This is a genomic window from uncultured Halomonas sp. (assembly GCF_947501415.1).
Lineage (GTDB): Bacteria > Pseudomonadota > Gammaproteobacteria > Pseudomonadales > Halomonadaceae > Halomonas.
In genome coordinates this window covers 112,713-129,964 of sequence record NZ_CANMVL010000001.1, presented here as the reverse complement: position 1 = coordinate 129,964, position 17,252 = coordinate 112,713, and the positions used below count along the sequence as shown (strand labels likewise).

The window sequence follows — 17,252 nt, the reverse complement described above, 5'->3', positions numbered from 1 at the left end:
TCACCGTGTTGTGTCCTGGCGCAGTGCCGCCACCACCTGTTCCATGGCGGCACTGCGCGACCCCTTGACCAGCACGCTGGCGCCGGGGGGAAGATGATCCAGCGCGTGGCGCACCAGCGCCTCGCGATCGTCGAAATGGCACCCGCCTTCACCGAAGGCATGACAGGCGTGGCGTGCCGCCTCGCCCAGGGTACCCAGGAAATCGATCCCCAGTTCCCGTGCGTGGCGTCCGACCTCGGCATGCAGCGCCGCGGACGCCTCTCCCAACTCTCCCATGGCACCCAGCAGGCACCAGCGAGGTCCCGGCAAGGCAGCCAGGAGCTCGAGCGCGGCCTTCACCGCGCCGGGGTTGGCGTTATAGCTATCATCGATGATTAGGGCCTCGCGTATACCGGCCACCACATCCTGGCGGCCCGGCATCGCCTCGGCCGCCGAGAGCCCCGCCAGCACATCGTTCGTGGAGGCGCCCATGGCGAGGGCCGTCGCCGTCGCGGCCAGGGCATTGGCGACGCCGTGCCGCCCCATCAGTCGCAGCCTGACATCGCCAAGCCGACAACCATCGACGACAAGCGTGAAAGCATAACGTCCGAGAGCGTCGGCGACCAGCGAGCGGGCCGTGACCCTGGCCCCCTCACTCAGCCCGAAATCCAGCACCTCCCGCGGGGCCGCAAGCCGACGCCAGGTAGCGAAGTAGGCATCGTCGCGATTGAGTACCGCGATGCCCTCGGGACCCAGCCCCGCCAGGATCTCGGCCTTGGCCTGGGCGATCTGCCCCATGCCGCCGAACTCGCCGACATGGGCACCGGTGACATTGGTGATCAAGGCCACGCGCGGCTCGGCAAGGCCCACCGTCCAGGCGATCTCGCCCAGATGGTTGGCCCCCAGCTCGACCACCGCCTGCTGGTGGTGCGGGGTCAGCTCGAGCAGGGTCAGAGGGACACCGAAATCGTTGTTGAGGTTACCTCGGGTAGCATGCGTCGCCCCCTGCCGGCCGAGAATGGCGGCCAGCAGCTCCTTGACGGTGGTCTTGCCGCTATTGCCCGTTACCGCTGCCACGGGGCCACCCCAGGCCCGACGCCTGGCCCGGCCCAGCAGCCCCAGGGCGAGACGGGTATCGGCCACGACAAGTTGCGGCAATGGATCCTCCACCGCCCTTTCGACCACGGCGGCAACGGCCCCCGCCTCGCGGGCCTCGACCACGAAGTCATGCGCATCGAAGCGTTCGCCGCGCAGGGCCACGAAGAGCGCACCCGGCGACACCCGGCGCGTATCGGTGACGATCGCCTCGATCGGCAGATCATCCTCCGCGCACTCGAGACCCAGCGCATCGGCCACCTCGGCAAGGCTCGTCAGCCCGCAGCGGGTCATGAGGCGGTCCCTCCCGTGCAGCGAGCCTGAAGCGCCTGCTCGGCCACCTCCCGATCGTCGAACGGGTGGCGAACACCGGCGATTTCCTGATAGGTCTCGTGCCCCTTGCCGGCGACCAGCACGACATCCTCGGGTCCCGCCTCACGGAGCGTTTGCCGGATGGCAGCGCCGCGCCCGGAAATATCCCAGGTCTTGCGCCTGGCCTCCTCGCTCAGTCCTGCCAGCACCTGGTCTCGAATGGCTCCGGGCTCTTCGCCGCGTGGGTTGTCATCGGTCACCACCAGGCGGTCGGCATGGCGCTCGGCGGCGGCGGCCATGGTCGCTCGCTTGCCGGCATCACGATCTCCGCCGCAACCGAACAGGCACCAAAGCTCGCCTCGCCCGGGCAGATGGTCACGCAGTGCCTCCAGGGCGTTGTCCAGGGCGTCCGGGGTGTGCGCATAGTCGATCACCACGGTGGGCGCCCCGGGGTGCGCCAGCACCTCCATGCGTCCGGGTACCGGCACCAGGTTGGCCGCCGCCTCGATCAGCGCCTCGAGGTCGTGCCCACGGCCCAGCAACGTGGCCATGGCCAACAGCACGTTATCGAGGTTGAAGCGCCCCACCAGCGGCAGCACCAGCTCTCGCTCACCCTTGGGGGTGGCGATCAGGGCTCGCTGGCCGGTGGCGTGGGGAGTGCACTCCAGCACACGCAGGGTTACCGCCTCATCGCGCCCTGTCGCCAGCACCCGTACGCCATCGGCCACCCCGGCCAGCATCAGGCGCGCCAGAGGATCGTCGCCATTGACCACGGCAAGCTCGATCTCCGGGCGTCGAAAGAGCCGCGCCTTGGCGGCCGCATAGGCGGTCATGCTGCCGTGGTAGTCGAGATGATCGCGGCTCAGATTGGTGAACACGGCGGTTTTCAATCGACAGCCCGCCAGACGCCCCTGCTCCAGGGCATGGGAAGAGACCTCCATCGCCACCCGCGCCGCGCCCTGGCGGGCGAGCTCGGCGAGCGAGGCCTGGAGTGCCAGCGGTCCCGGCGTCGTCAACCCGGTATCCGACAGTTCGCCGGGACGCCCATGGCCCAGGGTGCCGATCACCGCGGCATCGACACCAAGCGCCTGGCTCAGCTCGGCCAGGTAATGGGTCACCGAACTCTTGCCATTGGTGCCGGTGACACCGATCAGCTCCAGGTCGTCGGGCACGCCGTAGAGCAGGCGGCCGAGCTCTCCCAGCCGCTCGCGCAGCCCGGCAAGCGCCACCACCCGGGCATCATCCGGGCAGTCACGACCGTCTCCGGTGTGGCAGAGCACCCGTACCGCGCCGTCGGCGAGCGCCCTGTCGATATAGTCGCGCCCATCCACATGCACACCGGGTACCGCGACGAACACATCGCCCGCCGCCACCCGCCGGCTGTCAGTCTGTAGTCGGGTATTCCCTTCTGGCGCACCGTTCAACCCGCAACCGGGCCAGAGCCGCGCCAGGGTAGCGTCGAGGTGGGACATGGCGATCATCATGGCAGGACTCGCTTCAGACAGGGGTTGGCAGGAGTGGCATGCTATTCGACCTCCACGAGGTCACGCCGGTCGGGAGGCACATCGAGCAGCCGCAGCGCACTACCGGCGACACGCGAGAATACCGGAGCGGCCACCGCGCCACCGTAATAGGCGTCACCGCGCGGGTGGTCGATCATCACCACCGTCACGATGCGGGGATCGCTGACCGGAGCGATGCCCACGAAGAAGCCGCGATAGGCGTTCTCCTGATAACCGCCGGCACCGGTCTTGCGCACGGTGCCCGTCTTGCCGGCGACCCGGTAGCCCGGCACCTCGGCTCGGCGTGCCCCGGTATCCGGCTCGACGACCTTGTCCATCATCTCCAGCACCCGGCGCGCCACCACGGGCGAGATGACCTGCTCACCCGCTACCGGCTCATTCAGGCGCAGCAGCGAGGGCTGCAGCAGGCGACCCTCGTTGGCGATGGCGGTGAAGGCACTGGCCAGCTGAAGTGGCGTGACCGAGAGGCCATAACCATAGGAGAGTGCGGCCCACTGACTGCTCGACCAGCGCACCGGAGCCGGCACCTCGCCGGTGGCCTCTCCGGGGAAGCCGGTTCCCGGCGACTGCCCGAAGCCCAGGCGACGGTAGAGCTGGGGGATGACCGGCTCATCGTAACGAAGCGCCAGCTTGGACATGCCGACATTGGAAGACTTCTCCAGAATGCCCGCCAGGTCGAGTTCCTTGTAGTTACGAATATCGCGAATGGTAAAGCGGTCGATACGCATCCAGCCCGGGGCGGTATCCACCACCGTGTCGGGCGACAGGCCACCAGCATCCAGCATTGCCGCCAACGCCAGGGGCTTGACCACCGAGCCGGGCTCATAGGGGTCGACGATGGCACGGTTGCGCAGCCCCTGGGGGTCGAGCCCGGCGCGATTATTGGGGTTGTAGGAGGGTTGATTGGCCATGGCCAGCACCTCGCCGGTGCGGGCGTCCAGCATCACCACCACGCCACCATCGGCGTCGTGTTCCGCCACCGCGGCCTTGAGCTCGCGATAGGCCATGTACTGCAGGCGCTGGTCGATGGCGAGCGTCAGCTCGCCACCGGGCTTGGCTTCGCGCAGCACTTCGAGGTCACGCACCAGGCGACCGCGGCGATCCTTGAGCACCCGGCGCAGCCCCGGCGTTCCCGCCAGGTAGGGCTGATAGGCGAGCTCAAGCCCCTCCTGCCCCTTGTCGTCGACGTTGGTCACGCCAAGCAGCTGGGCGGCCACCTCGCCGGCCGGGTAGTACCGCTTGTACTCATCCTGACGATAGACACCGGGCACCCGCAGGTCGAGAACCCGCTGGGCCGCTTCGGGCGTCATCTGGCGGCGAAGATACATGAACTCACGCTCGGAATAGCGTGCCAGGCGCTCATTGAGGGCCTCGAGGTCCACGCCCAGCGCCGATGCCAGCTGGACGCGCTGAATGGGATCTTCGGGCACATCCTGGGGATTGGCCCACAGGGTGACCACCGGCGTGGAGATGGCGAGTGGCTCGCCGTGGCGGTCGGCGATCATGCCACGGTGGGCGGGAAGCGAGTCGGTGCGCAGCGTGCGTGCGTCACCCTGCCCCTGCAGGAAGGGTCGGTCGAGCACATGGAGGACCACCACGCGCCCCACCAACAGTCCCAGTCCGACCAGCACCAGCCCCAGGATCACCCCATAGCGCAGCCGGCCCATGGGCGCACCGGGCGGCGAGCGACGCGGCGAGACACCGCTGCGTACCTCGGTGCTCATGGCTGGATCACCTCCACCTCTTCCACCCCGGGCAGGCGCATCTCGAGACGCTCCACGGCGAGATGCTCGATGCGCGCCGGCGACGACCAGGCACTCTCCTCGAGCAGAAGCTGTCCCCACTCGGTCTGCAGCTGCTGCTGCTCACGCTCGAGTTGCTGGAGGGCAGCATACTGCTCGCGGGTCAGGTGGCTGACCGCGATGACGGCCATGGCACTCCCAAGGCAAGCGAGCAGCAGCACCAGTAACAGCAGTGCACGCAGATTCAGGCGCAGCGCCGAGGGCCAGGCGAGACGAGCGGTAATGGACCTTCCCTGTGTCATGCCATCTCCCTCAGTAGCGTTTGCGCGCCACTCGCATCACCGCGCTGCGCGCGCGAGGGTTCTCCTTGACCTCCGCCTCGCCGGGCCGCCGAGCCTTGCCCAGTGCCTCGAGACGGCGCTCCAGCTGGTCATCACGAATCGGCATGCCCCGCGGCAGGTGGGTATCGCCACGCACATGATGGCGAATAAAGCGCTTGACCCGGCGGTCCTCTAAAGAGTGGAAACTGATGACCACCAGATGACCGCCCGGCGCCAGTGTCTCGAGGGCGGCCTCCAGGGCCGCATCGAGCTGGTCGAGCTCACCGTTGACCTGGATACGCAGGGCCTGGAAGACCCGCGTCGCGGGGTGCTTGTGTTTCTCCCAGGCGGGGTGCGCTGCCTTGACCACCTCGGCCAGGTCGGCGGTGCGCTCGAAGGGTCGCTCGCCGCGACGCTCGAGAATCGCCCTGGCCAGGCGACGGGCATAACGCTCCTCGCCGTATTCCTTGAAGACCCGGGAGAGCTCGGCCTCGCCGACCCGTGCGATAAACTCCGCCGCGCTCTCGCCCCGGGTGGGGTCCATGCGCATGTCCAGGGGGCCATCGCGCAGAAAGCTGAAACCGCGCTCGGGGTCATCGAGCTGGGGTGACGAGACGCCGATATCGAGCAGCACGCCGGACAGGTGGCCATGCAGCTCATGCCCACGGGCCACCTCGGCGAGACGAGCAAACTCGGCCCGCTCGATGGTGAAACGGGGATCATCGATGGTGCCGGCTTCGGCGATCGCCTGGGGGTCACGATCGATGGCCAGCAGTCTGCCCCGGGGGGCGAGGCGTGAAAGTATCTCTCGCGAGTGACCACCGCGACCGAAGGTGCCATCGAGATAGACACCATCGGGATCGTGGATCAGGGCATCGACCGCCCCATCGAGCAGGACGCTGGCGTGTCGAAATCCCCGCGGGGGTGTGTCAGGGGCTGACTGCATGCGCTTCTCGATCCACGGTGAAGCGACGGAGAGCTCCGTCGCCGGACTGAAAATGGTCACTTTCTTGAAACAGGGGGGAGCCGGCCGATAAGCCGGGTTCTGTCGTGGACAGCCATTCATCTAGGGGCCGCGTCACCACGGCCCTCAAGCAACCTACCCGAACCCGACGCGGGCCACGCCAGCGGGTTCCTATTTGGTCTTGCTCCGAGTGGGGTTTACCGTGCCACGCACTGTTGCCAGGCGCGCGGTGCGCTCTTACCGCACCCTTTCACCCTTACCGGCCTCCCGAGGGAGACGTAGGCGGTCTGCTCTCTGCTGCACTTTCCGTCGGCTCACGCCGCCCAGGCGTTACCTGGCACTCTGCCCTATGGAGCCCGGACTTTCCTCCCCCGGATCACTCCGGCGGCGACTGTCTGGCCGACTCCCGCGGCAAGGATACCAGCGCCCCGGCACCCCCTCAACAAAAGTGACACCAAGACGCCATCTGCCTACTGCTGAGGGAGGGGACAGGCCAGGCTCAATCGCCATCCTTCAAGGCCTGGGCGCGGGCATACCAGACCTTGCGGGCACCACCAAGAAGCCGGGACGCCACTCCCGCGGCCTGCTTGACACCGGCCCCCTCGGCCAGCAGCGCCGCCAGCAACGCTTCGCCCTCCACTTCGGCACCCACTTCCTTCTTGCGGGGCGGCGCACCGGCCACCATCACCACAAACTCACCACGCGCCTGATTCGGATCATCCTCCATGCGCGCGGCGAGCTCGAGGGCACCTCCCTCCAGGAAGGTCTCGAAGGTCTTGGTCAACTCCCGACCCACGACCAGATGGCGCCCACCGAGGGCCGCATCGATATCCCTCAGGGTATCGCGGATACGGTGAGGCGACTCGTAGAACACCAGGGTCTCGGTGCGTCCCGCCAGCTCCTCGAGCTGAGCGCGGCGGGCGCCACCCTTGGCCGGTAGAAAGCCGTGAAAGGTGAAGCGGTCGGTGGGCAAGCCGGCGGCCGAGAGCGCCGTCACCAGCGCACAGGCACCCGGGATCGGCACGATGCGTCGCCCTCGGGCACGCAGTTCGCGCACCAGCACGAAGCCGGGATCGCTGATCAATGGTGTGCCGGCATCAGAGACCAGGGCAACCGATTCGCCCCCGGCCAGGCTGGCATCGATCCGGTCGACACGCGCCGCCTCGTTGTGTTCGTGAAGCGACAGCATGGGCACCCGCACCCCCAGGTGGCGCAGCAGACGAGCGGTGTGCCGGGTATCCTCGGCGGCCACCATGGCCACCTCGGACAACACCGCCGCGGCCCGCGGGCTCAGGTCCTGCAAATTCCCAATTGGCGTGGCGACCACGTACAATGAAGCTGAGTTCGGTTCTGACACGTCGCCTCCTGGGCGGGCTCCCGATACGACGGATGAATAAAGGAAGGATTCATGCTCAAACTGACACGAGGCCTGCTGGCCACTGCGCTTCTCGCGCTGCTGCTGGCCGGCTGCGCCTACCAGCCGGGCATCGACGAGCGCGTCACCGATGACGACCCCGCCACGCTACTCGAACAGGCCCAGCAACAGGAACCGGCCCGAGCGGCCCGCACTCGACTGGAAGCGGCGGATATCCTAGCACGCCAGGGCCAGCGCACCCAGGCACTCGAGATCGCTCGTCAGATTGATCGATCGCAACTCGCCGGCGATCCCCTGACTCGCTGGGCGCTCCTGCTGGCCGATCTCGGCGAGAGCGAGGGCGATCCCGAGGCCGTGATCCAGGCCACTCAGGATCTCGACGGCCTCGCCCTCAGCCGCAGCCAGACACTGGCCCTGCGCGAACAACGCGGTCTGGCCCTGCTCGAGCGGGACAACCCCTTCGCCGCAGCCAAGGCCCTGCTGCTGGTACAGACTGAGTCCGATGACGAGGCGCTTAACGACCCCATCTGGCGAGCCCTGGGAGAGCTCGATCAGCGGCGACTGGCAGAGCTTGGCGAGCGCCAGGGCGCCCTGGCCCGCGGTTGGGTGGCGCTGGTGGAGGCGGTGCGCAGTGGCGATGGCAATATCGACCGCCTCTTCCTTCGCCTGGACGAGTGGCGCAGCCGTAACCAGCGCCACCCGGCGGCACGACGCCTGCCGGCAGATCTCATCGCCCTGCGCGAACTGAGCGGCCAGGAGGTGCAGCATATTGCCGTGCTGCTGCCCGAATCCGGCGCCCTGTCGCGTATCGCCACGGCGATCGGCGAAGGCATCCGCACCCGGCACCGTCTTTCAAACGATGCCAACGTTCGCCTCAGTTTTATCGACAGCACCTCCGGCAATCTCGAGTCGCTCTACCGGGAGGCCCAGAATCGCGGCGCCCAGGTGGTCATCGGCCCGCTCAACAAGGATCGGGTGAGCGAGCTGGAGCGCCGCAATCGCGTGCCACTCCCCACTCTGGCCCTCAACTACGGCAGGGGTGCCAGCAACGCCGCCGAAGGACTCTTCCAGTACGGCCTCTCCGCCGAGGGTGAAGCCAAGCAGGCCGCTCGTCGCGCCTGGGACGACGGGCATCGTCGCGCCGCCCTGCTGGTCCCGGACAACGGCTGGGGTCAGCGGGTCGGCGAAGCCTTCTGGGATGAATGGCGCGCCCAGGGCGGCAAGGTCACCAAGGCGGTGCGCTACAACCCCGGCGCCTCCGCCACCGAGAGCACTCGCCGAACCATTGCCGAGAGTCGCCCTGACCTCCTGTTCATGCTGGCACTGCCCGACTACGCGCGCCAGGTCCCCCCTACCCTCGACTACTATGGCGCCAACAAGCTGCCGGTCTACGCCACCTCACATCTGTTCAGCGGACGACTCAACCCACGCCTCGATGGCGACCTGAATGGTGTCATGTTCCTGGATATCCCCTGGCAGATCCCCGATGCCGCGGCGGGCGGCGAGGACGCCCTCCCCTTCAACGCAAGCTATCGCAGCCTGCGCGAGGAGACGGACCCCAACCTGTTCCGCCTGAGCGCCATGGGGGTCGACGCCTTCGAGCTGGCACGCCGACTCCCCCAGTTCCAGCTGGTCTCGAACAGCGAGCTGTTTGGTGCGACCGGCACCCTGCGCGCCAGGCATGATGGACGCATCCAGCGCACGCTGCCCTGGGCACGCTTCGTAGATGGCGTCCCGCAACCGGTACTCAGTCCAGGGGCTTTCGGCGATGAGCGGACCCCGTGACGCCAGGGCCCGCGGCGAGGCAGTCGAACGCCTCGTTGCGGCCTGGCTGACCGACCGCGGCCTCGAGCCGGTGGCCACCAACCAGCACGCCAAGGGAGGTGAGCTGGATCTGGTGATGCGCGATGGCGATACCCTGGTCTTCGTCGAGGTGCGCCATCGCGCCGATATCCGCCACGGCCACCCCCTCGAGACCATAACCGCCACCAAGCAGCGCCGCCTGATCAGGGCGGCACGTTTTTATCTACAGAACAACCGGCTATCATGTCCCTGCCGCTTCGATGTGGTGGCCGTCACCGGCCTGCCACCCGAACTCGACATCCAGTGGGTGGTCAACGCCTTCGACGCCTACTAACCCGCCACAGGAACCTGACTCAGCATGGATTTCCAGCAGCGCATTCTCGATCACTTCAACGCCAGCATCGATACCAAGACCTATGCCAGCGAAGTGCTGCCGCCCTTTATCGAGGTCGCCAGCCAGATGATGGTCCAGTGTCTGGTCAGCGAGGGCAAGATCCTGGCCTGCGGCAATGGCGGCAGCGCCGGCGACAGTCAGCACTTCTCGTCGGAGCTGCTCAATCGCTTCGAGCGGGAGCGCCCCAGCCTCCCTGCCCTGGCCCTGACCACCGACACCTCTACCCTGACCTCCATCGCCAACGACTACAGCTACAACGAGGTGTTCTCCAAGCAGGTACGCGCCCTGGGCCAACCCGGCGATATCCTGCTGGCGATCTCCACCAGCGGCAACTCGGCCAACGTGATTCAGGCCATCCAGGCCGCCCATGACCGCGACATGACGGTGGTGGCCCTCACCGGTCGCGACGGAGGCAACATGGCCTCGCTGCTCGGCCAGGACGACTGCGAGATCCGCGTCCCGGCGACCTCAACCGCACGGATTCAGGAGGTCCACCTGCTGGCAATCCACTGCCTCTGCGACCTGATCGATGAACAACTCTTTGGAGCAAGCGAATGATGACACGCCCCACCCTGCTCAGCGCCCTGCTGCTGATCGCCTCCCTGGGCCTCGCCGGCTGTACCACCGTGACCAGCGTGACCCATCAGGGCACCATCGAGGAGAATTACGGCAAGCGCACCACCGGCGACCAGATCGAAGACCAGAGCATCGAGACCAAGATCACCCATAATCTCGGCCGCACCGACGCCCGCCTGGGTGACGCACGAATCAACGTCGACAGCTATGCGGGGCTGGTGCTGCTCACCGGTCAGGTGCCCAGCGAGGAGCTCAAGGAGAAAGCTAGCGAGGTGGCGAGCCGGGTACGCAATGTTCGCAATGTCCATAACGAGCTGAGCATTGCCGGCAACCTGCCCGCCAGCCAACGTCTCTCGGACACCTGGCTCAACACCCGCATCCGCACCCATCTGGCAGCCAACCAGGCGATCGACTCGAGTCGCATTCGGGTGGTCACCGAGAATGCCAGCGTCTATCTGATGGGCATCGTGACCCGCGCCGAGGCCGAGCGCATCGTTCAGGCGGTCTCTCAGCTGGGCGGCATGCAGCGCATCGTCAAGGTCTTCGATTATCTCGACTAAGCCGGCTCGACTGAACGGGCTCCACTGAACCGGACCAGCTCGACTGCTCGCTGCAAACGCAAGACGGCAGGCCTCAGGGCCTGCCGTCTTGCATGATCCATCACCACGCTAGTATGAGAACTACTTGATCACCCGCAGGGAGGGCTTGCCCTTGGGCGGCCGTCGAGATCCCTCGCCCTTCTCTTCCGACGCCTCCTTCTCCTGCGAGGTATCGGCGTCGCGCTCGACCTCGGCCAGCGCCGGCAGCTCGTCCTCGGCCGACTCAGCCGGCTGGGGCATCACCGGCTCATGTCCGAAGACCATTCCGACACCGTTCTCGCGACCATAGATGGCCACCAGGGCATCACTCGGCACCATCACCCGCATGGGCTGACCACCGAAGCGCGCCTCGAAACTGATCGCGTCATTCTCCATCGCGAGTTCACGAACGGCGTTTGGCGACAGGTTGAGAACGATCTGGCCATTCTGTACGAACTGTCGCGGCACCTCCACCTGGGGATGCTCGGCATCGACCACGATATGGGGCGTGAGGTCATGGTCCAGCAGCCACTCGAACAGGGCTCTGGCCAGGTAGGGGCGACTGGATAGGCTGGGACGACTGGAGTCCATCGCCTCTCCCTCCTGCGTTGGCCGGCCACCCGAAGGCGGCCGGGAAAAGTGTATCAGCTGCGAATCTCGCGCTCGCGCTCGCTCAGTGACGCCTTGAAGCCGTCTCGCTCGAAGACTCGCTCCATATAGTCGAGCAGGGGGGCCACCTGTTTCTCGGGCAGCTCGATACCCAGGGCGGGCAGTCGCCACAGGATCGGTGCCAGGCAGCAGTCCACCAGGGTGAACTCCTCGCTCATGAAGAACGCCATGTCCTCGAAGATGGGCGAGATACCGACGAGGCTCTCACGCAGCTCCTTGCGCGCCTTGTCCGCCTCCTTCTTGCTCCCCTGCTCGATCTGCTCCACCAGTGGGCACCACTCGCGCTCGATGCGGTGCATCCAGAGGCGACTCTGGGCACGAGCCACCGGATAGACCGGCAGCAGCGGGGGGTGTGGGAAGCGCTCGTCCAGGTACTCCATCATCACCTTGGACTCATACAGCACGAGATCGCGATCCAGCAGGGTCGGCACGCTGTTGTAGGGGTTGAGATCGGCGAGATCCTCGGGGGGCTGGTCCGGGTTGACCTCCACGATGTCTACCGCCACACCCTTCTCGGCGAGCACGATACGCACCCGATGACTGAAATGATCGGAGCCACCGGAATAGAAGATCATCGACGACCGCTTGGCCACTACACCCATGAAACAATCCTCGCATCAAATCGAATAACCATGATAACACGCGGGCCTCGCTCCGCGGGGAAGCGATTGACGCGACACATACGCCACGGGGGCGCGTGGCCCTCGGCCATGCGCCCCCGTCTGGCTGCAACCCGGCGGGTCAGTGGATATCGCGCCAGTACTCGCGCTTGAGCAGGTAGGCGATGACGCCGAAGATGAAGATGAAGATCAGCACCTTCGGGGCCAGAGTCTGGGCCTGCAGCTTGGATGGCTCACCCACATAGGCAAGGAAGTTGGTCAGGTCGTAGACCGCCTCCTCGAACTCATCCGGCTCCAGCTCGCCCGGCTGAGTCACCTGCAGCACATCACAGGACTGGTACTTGCCGGTCAGCGGATCAAGCTCGGCTCCCTCCACCGGACGATCGGTCTCGGAACACACCATCTCCTGAACGCCCTGGAGCGGCTCGAGCACGTTGGGCATGGCCACCATGTCGAAGACGGCATTGTTCACGCCGGTACCGGTGCTCGGGTCCTTGTAGAACGAGAGCAGGTAGGAGTAGATCCAGTCGGTGCCGCGCAGCCGTGACTCGAGGGTCAGGTCGGGTGGCGGCGCACCGAACCAGGCCTCGGCATCGTCCTTGTTCATGGCGATATGCATCTGGTCGTTGAAGGCCAGATCCGAGGAGAAGATCAGGTTCTCCTCGACCAGGTCCTGGGGCATGCCCAGGTCCTCCGCGGCACGGGCGAAGCGCTGATGCTCCAGGGAGTGACACCCCATGCAGTAGTTGGTGTAGAGCTGCATGCCCCGCTGCAACGACGCCTTGTCATCGAGGTCGGGCGTCATGGAGTACGGGACGCTCGCGCCTCCGGCGGCCATGGCCGTGAGAGGCACCAGCGCGAAGAGCAGTGCGAACAGTTGCTTTTTCATTAGCCAGTCACCCTCTCCGGAACGGGTTTGGTCTTCTCCAGCCGGGTATAGAACGGCATCAGCAGGAAGAAGGCGAAATAGACGGCGGTGCACACCTGGGCCAGCACGGTGCGACCATCGGTGGCCGGCAGCACGCCCAGGACCCCAAGAATGATAAAGCTGATCGCGAACAGCACCAGCATCACCTTGGACATCCAGCCCTTGTAGCGCATGGAACGCACCGGACTGCGGTCAAGCCACGGCAGCACGAAGAGCACCGCGATGGCCGCGCCCATGAAGATCACGCCGAGGAACTTGGCATCGAGCCCGAACAGCGAGAAGGTGATCGCGCGCAGAATCGCGTAGAAGGGCGTGAAGTACCACACCGGGGCGATATGATCCGGCGTCTTCAGCGGGTTGGCCGGCTCGAAGTTGGGCTTCTCGAGGAAGTAGCCCCCACCCTCGGGGAAGTAGAAGATCACCACCGCGAAGACGAACAGGAAGACAGCCACGCCGACGATATCCTTCACCGTGTAGTACGGATGGAAGGGAATGCCATCCAGCGGCTTGCCGGTCTCGTCCTTCTTCTTCTTGATGTCGATGCCATCGGGGTTGTTGGAACCAACCTCGTGCAGGGCGATGATATGCAGGACCACCAGCGCCAGGATCACGATGGGCAGTGCCACCACGTGGAGGGCAAAGAAACGGTTGAGCGTGATGCCGGAGATCAGGAAGTCACCACGAATCCACTGGGTCAGGTCGGGACCGATGACCGGAATCGCGGAGAACAGCGAGATGATCACCTGGGCGCCCCAGTAGGACATCTGGCCCCAGGGCAGCAGATAACCCATGAAGGCCTCCGCCATCAGCGCCAGATAGATCGCCATGCCGAAGATCCACACCAGCTCGCGGGGCGCCTTGTAGGAGCCGTAGAGCAGGCCGCGGAACATGTGCAGGTAAACGACCACGAAGAAGGCCGTGGCGCCGGTGGAGTGCATGTAGCGAATCAACCAGCCCCATTCGACATCGCGCATGATGTACTCGACCGAGGCGAAGGCGCCCTCGGCGGAGGGGTTGTAGCTCATGGTCAGCCAGATCCCGGTAAGAATCTGATTGACCAGCACCAGCAGGGCCAGCGAGCCGAAGAAGTACCAGAAGTTGAAGTTCTTGGGGGCGTAATACTTGGACAGGTGCTCCTGCCACATCTGCGTCGCGGGGAAACGCTCATCGACCCAGCGCATCAAGCCCTTTTCCGCCATCGGCTTGTTCGGGTTACCCATCAGGCAGTCTCCTCATCTTCGCCGACGATGATGATATCGTCGGACTCGAAGCGGTAAGGCGGCACCTCCAGGTTGGTGGGCGCCGGCACCCCGCGGAATACCCGGCCCGCCAGATCGAAGCGCGAGCCATGGCAGGGGCAGAAGAAGCCACCCGGCCAGTTGTCGGTGCCCACATCGTCCGCATCGGGCTCGGGACGGAACAGCGGTGAGCAGCCCAGGTGGGTACAGATGCCGATCAGGACCCCGATCTCGGGCTTGATGGAGCGCAGGGGACCATCGATATAGGCCGGCTGCTGCGGCACGTCTGATGTGGGGTCGGTAAGCCGCGAGTCATCGAAGGACTCGATGCGCTCGATCATCTCCGGCGTGCGGTTGACGATCCACACCGGCTTGCCACGCCACTCCACGGTCATGCGCTGACCGGGCTCAAGCTTGGACACATCCGCCTGAACCGGCGCACCCGCCGCTCTCGCCCTGGCACTCGGCTGCCAGGAAGCCACAAAGGGGACCGCAACCCCGACGGCACCAATCCCACCGACAACGGTGGTAGCACCCACGAGGAAACGGCGCCGACCCTTGTTCACGCCGTTATCTGCCATTTCAAGGTTTCTCCCATCAGCTTACCCGTTGACCCATCACGGGCATCATCCCCGCGACCACGGACACCAAATGCGGTACATGTTAAGAAATCGCGCCGCCGCGCACAAGGAAAAGGACCCTGACCAGGACGGTTTGATGCGCACAAATTGTTGACGCAGAACAAGAAACGCCCGGGTTGATAACCCGGGCGTCGCATACTCCATGGCGGCTGGTGATCAGCGCTTGGAGAACTGCGGACGACGGCGCGCCTTGCGCAGACCGATCTTCTTACGCTCGACCTCACGCGCGTCACGGGTCACATAACCCGCCTGACGCAGCGGCGCACGGAAGTCTTCGTTGTAGGCCATCAGGGCACGAGTGATGCCGTGACGAATCGCGCCGGCCTGGGCGGAGCCACCGCCACCCTTGACGGTGACGTAGACGTCGAACTGACCCAGGGTCTCGGTCAGCTCGAGGGGCTGACGAACGACCATGCGGCCGGTGACGCGGCCGAAGTACTGGTCCAGCTCACGGTTGTTGACGGTGATTTTGCCGGTGCCCGGCTTCATGAAAACGCGGGCGGTAGAGGTCTTGCGGCGCCCGGTACCGTAGTATTGCTGTGTCATGGCGAAGATTCCCTCAGATGTTCAGTTCTTGCGGCTGCTGGGCGGCGTGCGGATGTTCGGCACCGGCGTAGACCTTGAGCTTGGTGTACATGGCGCGACCCAGGGGGCCCTTGGGCAGCATGCCCTTTACGGCGCTCTCGATGATACGCTCGGGAGCGTGATCAAGCATCTTGTCGAAGGTCATGGAGCGCAGGCCACCGGGGTAGCCGGTGTGACGATAATAGGTCTTGGCCTTGGCCTTGTTGCCGGTCACCTTCACCTTCTCGGCGTTGATCACGACGATATAGTCGCCGCCATCCACGTGGGGGGTGTACTCCGGCTTGTGCTTGCCGCGCAGGCGACGAGCGATTTCGGTGGCCAGTCGGCCGAGCGTCTTGTCCGCGGCGTCGACGACGTACCAGTCGCGCTCGACGGACTGCGGTTTGGCAGTGAACGTCTTCATGAAATCTCACCAATCAAGTGTATTGGGTTCTGCCACCGGATGACCGGCATGGAACCTTCCCTATTCTTCTTGGTTGGTCTCGACGTGCGAGACCAACGAGTAGAGCGCGCGAATTCTACATGAGTGCGGCCCTGCTCTGCAATACCGGCGCCAGGCCTGGCGGCAAGGATTTTCTTAAAACTTATCGATTGCAGCTTATAGCCCCTCCCCCGACACAGCCGGGTATGGCTTGCAGCTCCGGGCGCAGCCCGGCTAAGGCTTGTGGGCTAGAGCCAGGTACTCATGGGACTGCATCTCCTGCAGGCGAGAGAGGGTCCGCTTGAATTCGAACTCGAGGCGGCCGTCGCCATAGAGTGACTCGGCAGGCACCTCGGCGGACATCAGCAGCTTGACACCGCGGTCGTAGAACTCGTCGACCATATTGATGAATCGCCGCGCCTGATCATCGGACTTCCCATCCATGCGCGGCACATTGGAGACCAGCACCGAGTGAAACTCCCGCGCCAGCTCGATGTAATCGTTCTGGCTGCGCGGCCCATCGCAGAGCTCGCGAAACTCGAACCACACCACATCATCGTGGAGTCGGCGCGCGCGCAGCACCCGATGATTGACCTCCAGCGGCACATCGGACTCGCCATCCTGGCCGGCAATCTCGCGAAAGCTGCGCGCAAGCTCGACCTCGGCGGCATCATCGAGCGGCGAATGAAATATCTCGGCACGCTCGAGCGCTCGCAGCCGATAGTCGATGCCCGAGTCGACATTGACCACCTCGCAGTGTCGCTCCAGCAGATCGATGGCCGGCAGGAAGCGCGCACGCTGCAACCCATCCTTGTAGAGCTCGCCGGGCACGATATTGGACGTTGCCACCAGCACCACGCCACGCTCGAACAGCGCCTCGAGCAGATTGGCGAGGATCATCGCGTCGGTGATGTCCTTGACGAAGAACTCATCGAAGCAGATCACCCTGGCCTCGGCCGCGAACTTGGCGGCGATCAGGCGCAGGGGGTTCTTCTCGCCCTTGTAGTGCTCGAGCTCGTTGTGCACCCGCTGCATGAAGCGGTGAAAGTGGGTGCGCATCTTCTCGGGAAAAGGCAGGGACTCGTAGAAGGCATCCACCAGATAGGTCTTGCCACGCCCCACGCCTCCCCAGAAGTAGAGGCCGCGAATCGTCGGCAGGTCCGGCTCGACGGGCTCACTGCGCGCTCGCTTGCCGAACAGCCCCGCCACGCGCGAGGCAAGCCCGCCGCCCGACGAGGCGGCGCGGGAAGGTGCCTGGGGCGAACGCAACAGATCATCATAGAGACGCTGCAGATGCTCCACGGCCTGGGCCTGGGCGGCATCATACTGGAAGTCGTCGCGTTCCAGGTCGGCCCGATAGCGGGCCATGGGGGTCGGACGAGTGTCTCGATTGACGGCATTCATGGGGACGAAAACGGCCTGTTTCGGCTTCGACAGGAGGCATATTATACGCGCCTGAACAACGAAGCGCATCGCTGGTGCCAGCACG

At 65.4% G+C, this 17,252-nt stretch carries 18 protein-coding genes and 1 other RNA gene; 4 read left to right on the top strand and 15 right to left on the bottom strand.

Annotated features, from left to right (window positions below; translation table 11 throughout):
- The 7 genes from murF to rsmI form a co-directional block, all read right to left on the bottom strand.
- Entirely contained in the window at positions 1–1,368 is a 1,368-nt protein-coding gene (gene murF / locus Q0894_RS00590; RefSeq protein ID WP_299230539.1) for a UDP-N-acetylmuramoyl-tripeptide--D-alanyl-D-alanine ligase, read from the bottom strand.
- The gene (locus tag Q0894_RS00585) at positions 1,365–2,870 is read right to left on the bottom strand and encodes a UDP-N-acetylmuramoyl-L-alanyl-D-glutamate--2,6-diaminopimelate ligase (protein ID WP_299230537.1); all 1,506 of its coding nucleotides are present in this window, start codon (positions 2,868–2,870) and stop codon (positions 1,365–1,367) included. The genes murF and Q0894_RS00585 overlap by 4 nt, the downstream gene beginning before the upstream one ends.
- Positions 2,871–2,911: 41 nt before the next feature.
- Positions 2,912–4,633 (bottom strand): penicillin-binding protein 2, encoded by a 1,722-nt coding sequence (locus Q0894_RS00580; protein ID WP_299230535.1) that lies wholly within the window; start codon positions 4,631–4,633, stop codon positions 2,912–2,914.
- Positions 4,630–4,953, bottom strand: coding sequence for a cell division protein FtsL (gene ftsL / locus Q0894_RS00575; RefSeq protein WP_299230533.1), 324 nt, complete (start codon positions 4,951–4,953; stop codon positions 4,630–4,632). Before ftsL ends, Q0894_RS00580 begins: the two co-directional genes overlap by 4 nt.
- Before the next feature lie 10 nt (positions 4,954–4,963).
- Positions 4,964–5,917, bottom strand: a complete 954-nt coding sequence (rsmH, locus tag Q0894_RS00570) for a 16S rRNA (cytosine(1402)-N(4))-methyltransferase RsmH (protein ID WP_299230531.1) — start codon at positions 5,915–5,917, stop codon at positions 4,964–4,966.
- Positions 5,918–5,989: 72 nt separating this feature from the next.
- An RNA gene (gene rnpB / locus Q0894_RS00565) (RNase P RNA component class A) lies at positions 5,990–6,342 on the bottom strand.
- 92 nt (positions 6,343–6,434) lie between these two features.
- Positions 6,435–7,292, bottom strand: a complete 858-nt coding sequence (rsmI, locus tag Q0894_RS00560) for a 16S rRNA (cytidine(1402)-2'-O)-methyltransferase (RefSeq protein ID WP_299230529.1) — start codon at positions 7,290–7,292, stop codon at positions 6,435–6,437.
- A 51-nt stretch (positions 7,293–7,343) separates the two neighbouring features.
- Here rsmI and Q0894_RS00555 point away from each other — a divergent pair, with 51 nt between their 5' ends.
- Genes Q0894_RS00555 through Q0894_RS00540 form a run of 4 tightly spaced genes read left to right on the top strand, consistent with a single transcriptional unit; the run spans position 7,344 to position 10,643 of the window.
- Complete coding sequence (locus Q0894_RS00555; protein WP_299230528.1) at positions 7,344–9,095, top strand: penicillin-binding protein activator; 1,752 nt, start codon at positions 7,344–7,346, stop codon at positions 9,093–9,095.
- Entirely contained in the window at positions 9,079–9,447 is a 369-nt protein-coding gene (locus tag Q0894_RS00550) for a YraN family protein (protein ID WP_161422519.1), read from the top strand. Before Q0894_RS00555 ends, Q0894_RS00550 begins: the two co-directional genes overlap by 17 nt.
- A gap of 24 nt (positions 9,448–9,471) precedes the next feature.
- Positions 9,472–10,065 carry a phosphoheptose isomerase gene (locus Q0894_RS00545; protein WP_132042350.1) on the top strand — a complete coding sequence of 198 codons (594 nt, stop codon included), beginning with the start codon at positions 9,472–9,474 and terminating at the stop codon, positions 10,063–10,065.
- Positions 10,065–10,643 (top strand): BON domain-containing protein, encoded by a 579-nt coding sequence (locus Q0894_RS00540; RefSeq protein ID WP_299230609.1) that lies wholly within the window; start codon positions 10,065–10,067, stop codon positions 10,641–10,643. Before Q0894_RS00545 ends, Q0894_RS00540 begins: the two co-directional genes overlap by 1 nt.
- Positions 10,644–10,763: 120 nt before the next feature.
- Here the strand turns inward: Q0894_RS00540 and Q0894_RS00535 are convergent, their stop codons facing one another.
- The 8 genes from Q0894_RS00535 to zapE all read right to left on the bottom strand — a co-directional run bounded on the left by Q0894_RS00535 (position 10,764) and on the right by zapE (position 17,167).
- The gene (locus Q0894_RS00535) at positions 10,764–11,252 is read right to left on the bottom strand and encodes a ClpXP protease specificity-enhancing factor (protein ID WP_299230523.1); all 489 of its coding nucleotides are present in this window, start codon (positions 11,250–11,252) and stop codon (positions 10,764–10,766) included.
- Between the two features lie 53 nt (positions 11,253–11,305).
- Positions 11,306–11,932 carry a stringent starvation protein SspA gene (gene sspA, locus Q0894_RS00530; RefSeq protein WP_195689417.1) on the bottom strand — a complete coding sequence of 209 codons (627 nt, stop codon included), beginning with the start codon at positions 11,930–11,932 and terminating at the stop codon, positions 11,306–11,308.
- Between the two features lie 139 nt (positions 11,933–12,071).
- Positions 12,072–12,839 carry a cytochrome c1 gene (locus Q0894_RS00525; RefSeq protein ID WP_299230520.1) on the bottom strand — a complete coding sequence of 256 codons (768 nt, stop codon included), beginning with the start codon at positions 12,837–12,839 and terminating at the stop codon, positions 12,072–12,074.
- The gene (locus Q0894_RS00520) at positions 12,839–14,098 is read right to left on the bottom strand and encodes a cytochrome bc complex cytochrome b subunit (RefSeq protein WP_299230518.1); all 1,260 of its coding nucleotides are present in this window, start codon (positions 14,096–14,098) and stop codon (positions 12,839–12,841) included. Before Q0894_RS00520 ends, Q0894_RS00525 begins: the two co-directional genes overlap by 1 nt.
- Positions 14,098–14,697 (bottom strand): ubiquinol-cytochrome c reductase iron-sulfur subunit, encoded by a 600-nt coding sequence (gene petA / locus Q0894_RS00515; protein ID WP_299230516.1) that lies wholly within the window; start codon positions 14,695–14,697, stop codon positions 14,098–14,100. Before petA ends, Q0894_RS00520 begins: the two co-directional genes overlap by 1 nt.
- 216 nt (positions 14,698–14,913) lie before the next feature.
- On the bottom strand, positions 14,914–15,303 hold the full coding sequence (gene rpsI, locus Q0894_RS00510; protein WP_299230514.1) for a 30S ribosomal protein S9: 390 nt from the start codon (positions 15,301–15,303) through the stop codon (positions 14,914–14,916).
- Positions 15,304–15,316: 13 nt separating this feature from the next.
- On the bottom strand, positions 15,317–15,745 hold the full coding sequence (gene rplM / locus Q0894_RS00505; protein WP_132042336.1) for a 50S ribosomal protein L13: 429 nt from the start codon (positions 15,743–15,745) through the stop codon (positions 15,317–15,319).
- 252 nt (positions 15,746–15,997) lie between these two features.
- Positions 15,998–17,167: a cell division protein ZapE gene (zapE, locus tag Q0894_RS00500; protein WP_299230510.1), complete on the bottom strand. Its 1,170-nt coding sequence runs from the start codon at positions 17,165–17,167 to the stop codon at positions 15,998–16,000.
- Positions 17,168–17,252: the final 85 nt, after the last annotated feature.

Bases quoted from the DNA above. Each gene is read 5' to 3' on its own strand.
- murF (WP_299230539.1), bottom strand. From the start codon at position 1,368: ATGACCCGCTGCGGGCTGACGAGCCTTGCCGAGGTGGCCGATGCGCTG.
- rpsI (WP_299230514.1), bottom strand. From the start codon at position 15,303: ATGACACAGCAATACTACGGTACCGGGCGCCGCAAGACCTCTACCGCC.
- ftsL (WP_299230533.1), bottom strand. From the start codon at position 4,953: ATGACACAGGGAAGGTCCATTACCGCTCGTCTCGCCTGGCCCTCGGCG.
- Q0894_RS00525 (WP_299230520.1), bottom strand. From the start codon at position 12,839: ATGAAAAAGCAACTGTTCGCACTGCTCTTCGCGCTGGTGCCTCTCACG.
- Q0894_RS00535 (WP_299230523.1), bottom strand. From the start codon at position 11,252: ATGGACTCCAGTCGTCCCAGCCTATCCAGTCGCCCCTACCTGGCCAGA.
- Q0894_RS00520 (WP_299230518.1), bottom strand. From the start codon at position 14,098: ATGGGTAACCCGAACAAGCCGATGGCGGAAAAGGGCTTGATGCGCTGG.
- Q0894_RS00545 (WP_132042350.1), top strand. From the start codon at position 9,472: ATGGATTTCCAGCAGCGCATTCTCGATCACTTCAACGCCAGCATCGAT.
- Q0894_RS00580 (WP_299230535.1), bottom strand. From the start codon at position 4,633: ATGAGCACCGAGGTACGCAGCGGTGTCTCGCCGCGTCGCTCGCCGCCC.
- petA (WP_299230516.1), bottom strand. From the start codon at position 14,697: ATGGCAGATAACGGCGTGAACAAGGGTCGGCGCCGTTTCCTCGTGGGT.
- Q0894_RS00555 (WP_299230528.1), top strand. From the start codon at position 7,344: ATGCTCAAACTGACACGAGGCCTGCTGGCCACTGCGCTTCTCGCGCTG.
- Q0894_RS00550 (WP_161422519.1), top strand. From the start codon at position 9,079: ATGAGCGGACCCCGTGACGCCAGGGCCCGCGGCGAGGCAGTCGAACGC.
- Q0894_RS00540 (WP_299230609.1), top strand. From the start codon at position 10,065: ATGACACGCCCCACCCTGCTCAGCGCCCTGCTGCTGATCGCCTCCCTG.
- Q0894_RS00585 (WP_299230537.1), bottom strand. From the start codon at position 2,870: ATGATGATCGCCATGTCCCACCTCGACGCTACCCTGGCGCGGCTCTGG.
- rsmH (WP_299230531.1), bottom strand. From the start codon at position 5,917: ATGCAGTCAGCCCCTGACACACCCCCGCGGGGATTTCGACACGCCAGC.
- zapE (WP_299230510.1), bottom strand. From the start codon at position 17,167: ATGAATGCCGTCAATCGAGACACTCGTCCGACCCCCATGGCCCGCTAT.
- rplM (WP_132042336.1), bottom strand. From the start codon at position 15,745: ATGAAGACGTTCACTGCCAAACCGCAGTCCGTCGAGCGCGACTGGTAC.
- sspA (WP_195689417.1), bottom strand. From the start codon at position 11,932: ATGGGTGTAGTGGCCAAGCGGTCGTCGATGATCTTCTATTCCGGTGGC.